Source organism: Campylobacter canis, from assembly GCF_045504005.1.
GTDB classification, from domain to species: Bacteria; Campylobacterota; Campylobacteria; order Campylobacterales; family Campylobacteraceae; genus Campylobacter_A; species Campylobacter_A canis.
The window spans coordinates 17,117-27,138 of the sequence record NZ_JBJJXH010000015.1 but is presented as its reverse complement, the minus strand read 5'-3'; the positions used below and the strand labels follow the sequence as shown (position 1 = coordinate 27,138).

The 10,022-nt window shown below is 29.7% G+C and carries 10 protein-coding genes; 5 read left to right on the top strand and 5 right to left on the bottom strand.

Going from position 1 to position 10,022, the window contains the following annotated elements:
* Positions 1 to 260: 260 nt before the first annotated feature.
* The 5 genes from ACHJH3_RS10800 to ACHJH3_RS10780 all read left to right on the top strand — a co-directional run bounded on the left by ACHJH3_RS10800 (position 261) and on the right by ACHJH3_RS10780 (position 5,183).
* Entirely contained in the window at positions 261 to 716 is a 456-nt protein-coding gene (locus tag ACHJH3_RS10800) for a hypothetical protein (RefSeq protein ID WP_407064807.1), read from the top strand.
* A 1-nt stretch (position 717) separates the two neighbouring features.
* Entirely contained in the window at positions 718 to 1,296 is a 579-nt protein-coding gene (locus ACHJH3_RS10795) for a metallophosphoesterase family protein (protein ID WP_407064809.1), read from the top strand.
* A gap of 75 nt (positions 1,297 to 1,371) precedes the next feature.
* Positions 1,372 to 3,360: an AAA family ATPase gene (locus ACHJH3_RS10790; RefSeq protein WP_407064806.1), complete on the top strand. Its 1,989-nt coding sequence runs from the start codon at positions 1,372 to 1,374 to the stop codon at positions 3,358 to 3,360.
* Between the two features lie 36 nt (positions 3,361 to 3,396).
* Entirely contained in the window at positions 3,397 to 4,773 is a 1,377-nt protein-coding gene (locus tag ACHJH3_RS10785) for a hypothetical protein (protein WP_407064805.1), read from the top strand.
* A 131-nt stretch (positions 4,774 to 4,904) separates the two neighbouring features.
* Complete coding sequence (locus ACHJH3_RS10780) at positions 4,905 to 5,183, top strand: hypothetical protein (protein WP_407064804.1); 279 nt, start codon at positions 4,905 to 4,907, stop codon at positions 5,181 to 5,183.
* A 422-nt stretch (positions 5,184 to 5,605) separates the two neighbouring features.
* On the opposite strand, the gene ACHJH3_RS10775 is transcribed toward ACHJH3_RS10780, so the two are convergent.
* The 5 genes from ACHJH3_RS10775 to ACHJH3_RS10755 form a co-directional block, all read right to left on the bottom strand.
* Positions 5,606 to 6,298 carry a hypothetical protein gene (locus ACHJH3_RS10775; RefSeq protein ID WP_407064803.1) on the bottom strand — a complete coding sequence of 231 codons (693 nt, stop codon included), beginning with the start codon at positions 6,296 to 6,298 and terminating at the stop codon, positions 5,606 to 5,608.
* 10 nt (positions 6,299 to 6,308) lie between these two features.
* Positions 6,309 to 6,896, bottom strand: a complete 588-nt coding sequence (locus ACHJH3_RS10770; RefSeq protein WP_407064802.1) for a hypothetical protein — start codon at positions 6,894 to 6,896, stop codon at positions 6,309 to 6,311.
* A gap of 239 nt (positions 6,897 to 7,135) precedes the next feature.
* Entirely contained in the window at positions 7,136 to 7,714 is a 579-nt protein-coding gene (locus tag ACHJH3_RS10765; protein ID WP_407064801.1) for an HNH endonuclease family protein, read from the bottom strand.
* Positions 7,715 to 7,731: 17 nt separating this feature from the next.
* Entirely contained in the window at positions 7,732 to 9,060 is a 1,329-nt protein-coding gene (locus ACHJH3_RS10760) for a DUF262 domain-containing protein (protein WP_407064800.1), read from the bottom strand.
* Between the two features lie 25 nt (positions 9,061 to 9,085).
* The gene (locus tag ACHJH3_RS10755; protein ID WP_407064799.1) at positions 9,086 to 10,003 is read right to left on the bottom strand and encodes a helix-turn-helix transcriptional regulator; all 918 of its coding nucleotides are present in this window, start codon (positions 10,001 to 10,003) and stop codon (positions 9,086 to 9,088) included.
* Between the last annotated feature and the right edge of the window lie 19 nt (positions 10,004 to 10,022).

Sequence of the window (10,022 nt, the reverse complement as noted above, 5' to 3'; positions counted from 1 at the left end):
CTATAGTTGTTTTAATGAAAATATTATATAGGATTAAAGCTTAAATATCAATGAAGTATTTTAACAGAGCCATTATAAATATTCTTTAAGTAATAATTTCAGTCATTGCCTTTTCAGAGATTGTTTAACATTATCTTAAAATATCTTCAATCAAGTCCCAGCAAAATATATGGATTATATTATAAATCATAATAAAACCGGACATAATTCCTTCTACTTTTTAATGTATAATTTTCTTAATTTTAAAGAAGGAATAAAACATGGCTCTTGCGCTACCTACCATTGAGGAATTTATAATTAAAAGAGGCAAAGAGTTTGGATTTTGGATCGTTTTTCATACAAGATACAATGACATATGTGCATTTAAAAAAGAGATCGAATGCAACAGTCCATTTGATAATACAGATAAAAAATATATAGATACAAAAGCAAGAGAAAAGTTTTTGAACTTAATGAAGGAAAATTTTCCTAATACTAAATTGACAGAGGTATTTGATCTTGTATCTCCTGGCATGCTTGTATATCCTTATCTAGGGAGTATTGGCGTAGATTGCGATGAAGGCGATGAAGTATTTAATGCCTTAAGCAAAATGTATGGCAATCCTTTTGAAGATGCTGTTGCAAACAATGCAGTGTTTTGGGTAATGACGCTAAAGGATGCCATAAGGTCAGATAAAGAGAGAAAAGAGTTCATAGAAGCAGAGTTTGGTGATTGATATGAAAATTTTTCATGCCAGCGATCTACATTTCAATGTAGAATATTTTAAGCATATATCAGCCCTTGAAGATAAATTTGACATATTTTGTTTTAGCGGAGATTTATTGGATGGCTATTCTCCGCTAGCTACCCAGATAGAAAAAACATCCGACTGGCTTTCAAGTTTTAAAAAACCTATTTTTGTATGTAGTGGAAACCATGATATAGGTCTAAAAGATGAATGGCTAAAGCAAATAAAAAATATATATAGTGATGATACTATCAAAAATATCAATGGCATTAAATTTGGATGTTCTAAATATCTCGAAGAGGACATTTTAAAATTTGCTGATTGCGATATACTGATAACACATTTGCCTCCGGCTAAGACAAAAACATCTATCTCTAAGAACAATAAAGACTATGGGGATATGGAACTTTATCGTCTAGTAAAACATGGACTTATGAATGTAAAAATAATTCTTTGCGGTCATATACATGATCCAATCGCCAGAATAGACACACTAAATAAATCCACAATCTATAATTCAAGCTCAGATGGAGCACTAGAGCCTTTTTATCAAGTGATAAACATATAAAAACCTTAAAATCAGACATCATATTGTCTTAAAAAGTAGATAAAATCCTTTTAAAATAAAAAGAAAGGATAGGCTATGGATGATTTAATGCTACCAAAAGAGATAGAGAACAAGATAAAGCTTTGGTCTTTAAGAGCTATTGTAAAATTTGGAATGCCTGATGATTTCTTTAGAAGACATGACGGTATATTAAAGTCAAATGAAACTACGGAAAATGCCAAAAAAAGACTTAAAATGCAGCTTGAAAGCCTTGAAAAGAAAAAAATCACCGGCTTAAAAAATCTCGACAAAAATTTGGAGGCTCTATCTAAAACACTTAATCTTAGCGATGAAGATAAAAAGATATTGGAATTTGCAATATTAACAAATGAATTTGAAGCGTTAAGAGATGTTTTTTATGATCTTGGAAGAGTTCATATCATAGCATTTTACAATATTTTAGGCACCATACTTGATATTCCTTCACATATTATTAAAAAATCTCTTCATCCAAGCTCGAAACTAAGACAAAGTAGAGTTTTAAAACTAGACACTACGCAAAATATCAATTTAGGAAGTGCGTTTGATTTTTTCTACTCCTATTTTAGTACAGATATGCTGGTAGGTCATAGCAATGTTATAGATGTATTTAAATCAAGTTTTTTTAAATCAGATCTATCTTTACTGAAATTTGATGATTTTAGACATATACCTGTAGATGAAAACATGATAAAAACTCATATTTTAAGCAGCAATAAAGGCACAAACATACTTCTTTATGGCAAACCAGGAACCGGAAAAACAGAATTTGTAAAAATGCTATCGGCAACATTAGGTAAAAACCTTTACGAGATATCATATACCAATAGATACTCTCTTGATAACTATACAGGAGAGGCACGTTTCGCATCTCTTTTGGTTGCCGATAGAGTGTTAGACAGCAAGCATGATATTATTATGTTTGATGAAGTTGAAGATGTATTTAAAGATGAACAAAGAATATCAAAGGCTTTTTTAAATAATACTCTTGAAAACAATTCTGTGCCAACCTTCTGGCTAACCAACGATATTTATGAAATAGACAATGCCTATATCAGAAGATTTGATATGGTTATAGAGTTTAAGATACCACCTAAAGCAAAGAGACTTGAAATATTAACTAATTACACCAATGGGCAAATAAGCGAAAAAGTGCTTAAAAAGCTATCCAAAAATAAATTTATAGCTCCCGCTCTTATCTCTAATGCAACAAAAGTTGTATCAAATTTAAATAGTGATGAGAAAGATAAGATCTTTAAAGATCTTATAAAGAACAATCTTAAAGCTCAAGGATATAGATTTGACAAAAAAGAAAAGAAAAAGAAAGAAGAGAAGATAGATCTACCAAAGAGCTATGATGCAAGCATAATAAATTCTAGTTTAAATTTAAAAGAGCTTGCAGAGGGTATAAAATCAAGCAAAAACGCAAGACTTTGTATATATGGTCCAGCAGGAACCGGCAAGAGTGCTTATGCAAAATTTATAGCTAAAAGTCTAGGCTCAAAAATAATTATCAAAAAAGCAAGTGATCTTATGGATGCTTATGTAGGTGAAACCGAAAAAAATATAGCAAAAGCATTTAAAGAGGCTAAAGAGAAAAAGGCTGTGCTTGTATTTGATGAAGTAGATACATTCTTGCAAGATAGAAATGAAGCTACTAGAAGTTGGGAGGTAAGTCAAGTAAATGAGATGCTAACTCAGATGGAGAGCTTTGAAGGAGTATTTATAGCTACTACAAACCTTATAGATAGACTTGATAAGGCTAGCATAAGAAGGTTTGATATGAAGATAGAGTTTGGATACTTAAAACCAAAACAAGCTCAAAAGCTATTTATGAAAGAGTGTGAGATACTAGGATTAGAAGTTTCAAAAACTACAAAAGATAGACTTCTTGACTTCTCTATTTTAACACCAGGAGACTTTGCTGCTGCTTTAAGAGCAAACAGATTTAGTCCCATAAAAGATGCTGATGAGTTTATCAATAGGCTAAATGAAGAGATAAAGCATAAGGGTGTAGAAAATAGTGGAAACAGAGTCGGGTTTTAACCGGCTCTGTTTGGTTAAATATAGGAGATTTTAGATATGGAAAGGATGTTTAATGGAGACGGCTATAGCACAATAGCACTAATTGAAAAACTTAGACAAGATATTGTTGATAATGATTTTTTAAATGAACTGACAAATGACTACCAAAGATACAATAATTTAAAGCAAAATAACAAAGAAGAGGCAAACATATTGCTTCTAAAATTTTTAACAAATTTAAAAACAATGCATCAAAACTTTGAGCTAATATGTGAAAGAATTTTATACAGTATGCTTGAAAATGAAAACATTGAAACACTGGAATTAATTGCAGATATACTAATTGATAAAGAAGGGTTGGAGTCCTTAGGCTATATCGAATTAAAGCCATTTTTTACATCATTACTACCAAAATACTATCAAAAGATATTGGAGTTAAATCTCCTAAATGATTCTGAGTATGCCAAAGAATTGGAATTAAAAATAAGCAGTGATATATCGGCTTTATTTGCATATACTTCAATTATAGATACAGAATGCATAAATGAATTTCTAAATGTTTTTAATCCAATAAGTAAATATGACGACTGCCCCAAAAATTATAAAAATGATACTTACGAGTGGGCGAATGAAGTTTATAATACAGCAATGACTTATGGTATTGATTATCTTATGGTAGCCAAAGGGGCAATCGGTATAGAAAATAATAGATTGGCATTATCGGCATATAAAAGAGCATTAGATGCCCAAAATAATAGCAATTGTTTTTCAACTCCACCCTTGGGATTTGAGATACATATAATGAAATCTGACATATTTAAACCACTAAAAGAGTTTATTTTCGATACTGATTATAAGGACTTTGTACTAATGACTACAGGTCAAAAAAGCTTAGCCTATAATTTAGTTATGCATATGTATGATGAAGATACAGGTGTGCTTCAAAGAGTATTTTATGACATTAACCGAAATTTATTCGCAGATTGGCACATACGAGATTATTTTTATGAATATAATGTGATAGAAAGCATTGCGAAAGATTTTGGTGATATCAAATGGGCTGAAAAACTACTAAATAATAAGCTTCAAAAATGTATAGATTTTTATGATTTCGTATATTTTGCAGAAGCAGTAATTAAAACTCTTAATGATAAAGAATGGGCCGAAAAGCTATATAAAAGTGCATTAAGCAAATGTGGAGACATATATTTTCAAGTACTTATTGCGCCAAGCATCTCAAAATATTTAGGAGATAAATTATGGGCTAAAAAGCTGATCATCAATGCATTACTAACTGCTAAAACTTCTGATGATATAAAGATAATTAAAAGTATATCTAAAGAAACATTCGACGATATAGAATGGATGGATACGTACATTGGCAAGGATTGCGACAGTGGTTTTTTAGGTGTTTATAGGGAAAATTATGAATAGCAAAACAAAAAAGAAAAGTATGCTTTAAAAACATGTTTAAATCGATATACTCTGAGATAGATGTATGTGTATACAAAAACGTAACCACACTTAAAAAATATAAAAACTAAAATTTGGTAAAAGGATAAAAAATGCTAGGATATGTTGTAAATTTAGTTTCTTACGTATATGATTCAGTTTTAAAAACTGAAAAAGAAGAGCTTTTTTACGGACTACGAGAACTATATTGCAGTACAAAGTCTATATTTAACATATTAGATCAATTTTCACTTTCATACCTTTTTGATAGTCGTATACCAAAAAATGAAAAACTGACAGAAAAAGAAAAAATAACAGAATTTCTATCATCAATCAAATCCAACATAGAATTAATTGAATTTTTTATACTGGATTTAGATAGAATTAATTGAATTTTTTATACTGGATTTAGCAAGCAACCTTTCAAATGTCGAAATTAATTATGAAATGGTATCTCACAAGTCTAACATTTGCCTAATATATGAAACCTCATACCAGAAAAAACCACTTTTTACAGTAGATACAAAAAGAAATATCATAATAGTAAGAAAGATTAAATTTGTAAGAAGCAAATTGTGCTTTGAAGAAAAAACTATACAACTTAATAGCCTACAAGATGTTGTAACTTTTTCAAATAACCTCAAAAAAGATTTAAATACACTAAAAGAGTATAGATTAAAGATGAAACAGTTTATGCTAGAAAGATATAAGCTTGAAGATTTGTTTTAAATACGAAGCTTTAATACTTCTGCAGGATGATAAAGTTTAATTTTTAAACAATAAAGCCCTCATTTTAAAGGCTTTATAAACTCACCTATTTGTATAAGGGATCCTTTTCATTCAGATAAAAAGCAACCTCGTAATTCATATCAAACCCCTTTATTATGCCATCTTCTAACTTCTGCTTTAATTCATTCTCATGAAAAATAGCTTTGCTTATTAGAGTTTCTTGAATGTCTTGCAAGACTGAGTTTATCTTCATCATCTCGGCTTTTTCTTCATCACTACAATCCATTAGCCAAAAACCCCTCCTGCTATCAAATCTTTTAAGCTCAAGAGTCCTGCAACTATAATCTATACTTGTTTGTAATACTGAATCTATATTTCCAATATCCAGCATATCCTCAAAGTAAAGATTAGTATGATCATAAAGGCAGTGATAAAACCGGCAGTGCCACTCATTTTTCATAGAATGGTGTTCCCAGTGCTGAAATTCGTTTTGGTTTTTAGTGTAAAAATAGTTATTTGCACTATCCTCTTTAAGCATATCTTGCGATATGCCCCTAAAACACTCATTGTATGAGACAACCACCTTATCACTATCGGATATATCTTTATAAAAAGTTTTCAGGTGAATATCATAATCATATATCTCATCTCCATCTTTAAGTGGTGCTAGATAGCTATCCGTTTTTATAGCTACATCCACAATTCTCTTTTCTAACCCATGGAGTCTATTATTTATATCCATAAGCCTAGCTCTTTCTTGTTTTGAGAACTCGCGCATTTTTGCCTTCTTATATCTTAATCCAAGCTACCTGCTCAGAAATTTCTTTATCCACAAGGTTTGCATCTGTATCGAAGCTGTAAGTATTATTTAAAAGATATAGTTTATAGCCTGTTATATCTCCATAAAGCGGAAGTGTTTTGGTAGTTTTATAGTGATCTTTTATAAACTCAGATATTATTTTTAACTTTATATCGATGCTTTTAAAATAAAGCTCATTAAGTATGGGCTTTAAGCTTAAGTATCTTACTCTTTGAGTCATAGCCAGCATAAATATAGACTCGTTTTTTCTTTTAAAATTCGTCTCTATATAGATATAAGAGCCTTTGTATCTTCTTTTTTCATCATTTAAAATATTTGAAGTGTTTAGCTCATTTGCTATGTCTATATTAAAATGATTTGCAATTGAAATAATTAGAGTCTTTGAGCTATGACACCAGTCAAAGTGTCCTCGTTCTAAAAACTCATCTAATGAATTTGCATTACTTAGATTACAAAGAGCTCTTGAGAAGTTTTTCTCTCTTGCGTACCCTAGTTCTCTGCTAAGCTTTTTCATATCTGATTTAGATACTAGCTCTTGTAGTTGATTAAAGATCATTTATTATCCTTTTTTGTTTTTTAGATCACCGATACATTTTTTGTGATCTGTTGAAATTTTAGCAGGACTTTAGGACATTTTGTGTCTTGGTTTTTGCAAAATCAAAATTAAATATAATCTTTAAAAGATAGATTACAAACTGAAAATTTGTTAAGACTGAAATGAGTAAAACTTTAATTCATCATTATTGACAATCTAACAATATAGCTCTAACTGCATAGAGCTATATTAGAATTAGATTACTTTGGCAAAAACAACAAATCTTCTTTATTTTCTATGCCGCTCCAGAAATCAAAATCTTTATTATATTTTTTTATACTCCATCTTCTTTCCATAAAATCAAGGAGTTTAAGTCCTCTAGATTTTATTTCTTCGTATCCCCAAGTTTTATGTTCAGTAATTTCTATTTCAGAATAAGAGCCATATTTATATCCAATTGGTTGTTTATCGCTTGGCTTACCATTTTTTTTAATTTCAAAAGTATTGTTGCTTAAAGAGCTATTTTTTGGAATACTCAACGCAACTAAATTTCCAATAGAGTTTGTCAATAAAAATTTATCTTTCTTTTTTATTTTATACCACTCTTGTTTTTTCCATTCGGTATCGTCCTGAGGCAAAATATGCTCTATATTTTTAAAATCTGAATTTGTTTGAGAAAATATACTCCAATCCAATTTACAGATATCTTCTTTTTTCTCCTCTTGTAGAAATTGCTCATATTCAAATAAAAAGTATTTCAGTGATCGCCAGTCATAGTATCCACTACCACCCCTATTTTCATCAAAAGCTTTATCTAAAAATTTTTTAAATTCGTCCATATCATAATCATATATTATTAACTGTAGTAGTTTTTTTTGATATCACTTAACCTTATTTCATTTTTAAAAAATTCATTTGCATTTCTATAAAATTCACTATCTCCATAGTTTGATCGTCTTTGTGATATTTTGAACATTAAAAAAATGAATTTTTCCATAATGCTTAATAAGTCAAGAAATTCATTGTCTAGTGCTATAGTTTTATTGTTTAAAATAGCCATAATCAATGGCTTAAAAGCACCAAACCCAATTCTGTTTAATTGATCTAAATAAATTTTCATCTTGCCATTTAGCTTATTTGGATTATGAATCAAGTACCAATTTTTAATACTTTCCTGTAGATTTTTTACATATTCACTTACATGGCTTAAACAAAGAGCTTTTTCATTTACTTGCTTTAGAGTAAAATATTCATTTAGTAAAAATTTAGCAAAAGCTTCACTTTGACTTCTATCATATTTAAAATACATAATCCAGTGGTTTTTTAGGAAATCATCGTCGTCTAATTTTTGACTTGGATTTTTTCCAAGATATTCATATATATTTTTCCAAGTATTGTTTATATCATTTCTTAATTGCCTTTGCTCATCTTCTGAAGATTCAAATTTGGTAGATAAGTATATAAGCCTATTTTTTAAAAGCTCCAAATTAGAGAGCTTCTTCCCCCTATTGTTCATTGCTTCAAAAATAACAAAAACATCTAAATCATTTCCTATTTCATACAAATTAAATTTTAGTTGTTCAACTATTATTTTATAGTATGACTCAATTGTATCGTTATTAAAATTTTTTATCTTCTCTGTAAAAAATTTTTGTGCTTCTTCTAAATTTTTAGTATATAGCGTTATAACATCTTTGTTTTCGGAAGAAGAATTGCCTAAAATTTTTGTCTTAAAAAATTCTGAACTTGGATTATCTATTGTATATCCAAAAATATACATTAAAACATTTCCTCTATTATTTTTATATAAATATTTCTTTTTTACATCAGTAATTTCATCATCCAATAAAAACTCCAAACCAAGACTTTCTGCTCTACATATTAAGCAATTTAACAATACAATAATAGTTGTTAGCCTTTGTTGTCCATCAACTAAATAATAAGTCTCAGAATTATTTGCACCAAAATCGTTTTCAAAATATCCTCTTTTTTTCTCATTTTCAGACACTTTTTCTACAGTTAAAACACCCATATAGTGAACATTTCTTTGGCTGCTTATATTCTCAATATCCTCCCAAAATTGCTCTAATTGTCCTTTCTCCCATGAATATCCTCTTTGATAATCTGGAATACGAAAATAACAACCTTTAAACACTTCTGAAAGATTTTTTAAGTTATTTTCCATATTTACTCCTTTTTGTTTTTATTTGTTATACATCTATCTCCTCAAAATACTCCCCAATCTCATCTCTTATAGTGTCAGCCAGCTCCTTTGGTCCAAGAACCTTGATAAAAGGTATATAGTAGTAAATCAGTGGCTTTAACTCCATTATGTTTGTATACTCTATCTCTACTTCTACTGATCCGTCATTATCTTTGCCTGTTATGCTTTGTTTTGCATAGGGTTTTCTCTCAAAGTATTTTGTGATCTGTGGAGCAAGAAGCAATCTTGCCTTCTTTGGTTTTACTAGATCAAACCAGGCTGAGTTTGCGTTTTGTATTCTGTTTTCTATTTCACTGCTTATCTCAAATTTCTCATCAAGTATTTTTATATCGCTTATGCTTCTTAGATGAAATTTCTTAAAGGTATCCTTTTTATTACTATCAAGTAGTAATAGATACCAAAAGCCATCAAACATAGCTAGCTTTAACGGCTTTACCCTAAACTCATAACCATTATATTTACAAGCTATCTCTTGTTTTTGTTTTATAGATTTTTCAATTAGTTCAAAATTTATAAAGTCATCTTCACTTAGCTTCTCGTTATTTATATTTGTAAGTATAGGATGATTTAGCTGCTGGGTAATCTGCTCGAACAATATATGAGCCTTGCTATAAAAATTTGCACCCATACTCTTTGAGATATTATCAAGAACGTTTAATACTATACGCTCTTCTTGGGTTAGATTATCTTTAGCATCACTATCATCAATACTCCACATTCTACCTCTTCTTACCGCTCCATAGTCTTTTAATACATCATATAGATCCCTTTGTATAGTCTTAGTAGATACTCCTAGCTTTTCTGAGAGCTGTGATATGGAGTGAGGCTCTTTTATTATGAGCTGGGCTATTATGTTAATGCGTCCATATTTACTTGTGTTACTATCAGGAACTATCTTTTTCATCATATTTCCTTTTTTTGTG

Coding starts and splice junctions, on each gene's coding strand:
- ACHJH3_RS10800 (WP_407064807.1), top strand. CDS start 261: ATGGCTCTTGCGCTACCTACCATTGAGGAATTTATAATTAAAAGAGGC.
- ACHJH3_RS10795 (WP_407064809.1), top strand. CDS start 718: ATGAAAATTTTTCATGCCAGCGATCTACATTTCAATGTAGAATATTTT.
- ACHJH3_RS10790 (WP_407064806.1), top strand. CDS start 1,372: ATGGATGATTTAATGCTACCAAAAGAGATAGAGAACAAGATAAAGCTT.
- ACHJH3_RS10785 (WP_407064805.1), top strand. CDS start 3,397: ATGGAAAGGATGTTTAATGGAGACGGCTATAGCACAATAGCACTAATT.
- ACHJH3_RS10780 (WP_407064804.1), top strand. CDS start 4,905: ATGCTAGGATATGTTGTAAATTTAGTTTCTTACGTATATGATTCAGTT.
- ACHJH3_RS10775 (WP_407064803.1), bottom strand. CDS start 6,298: ATGCGCGAGTTCTCAAAACAAGAAAGAGCTAGGCTTATGGATATAAAT.
- ACHJH3_RS10770 (WP_407064802.1), bottom strand. CDS start 6,896: ATGATCTTTAATCAACTACAAGAGCTAGTATCTAAATCAGATATGAAA.
- ACHJH3_RS10765 (WP_407064801.1), bottom strand. CDS start 7,714: ATGGACGAATTTAAAAAATTTTTAGATAAAGCTTTTGATGAAAATAGG.
- ACHJH3_RS10760 (WP_407064800.1), bottom strand. CDS start 9,060: ATGGAAAATAACTTAAAAAATCTTTCAGAAGTGTTTAAAGGTTGTTAT.
- ACHJH3_RS10755 (WP_407064799.1), bottom strand. CDS start 10,003: ATGAAAAAGATAGTTCCTGATAGTAACACAAGTAAATATGGACGCATT.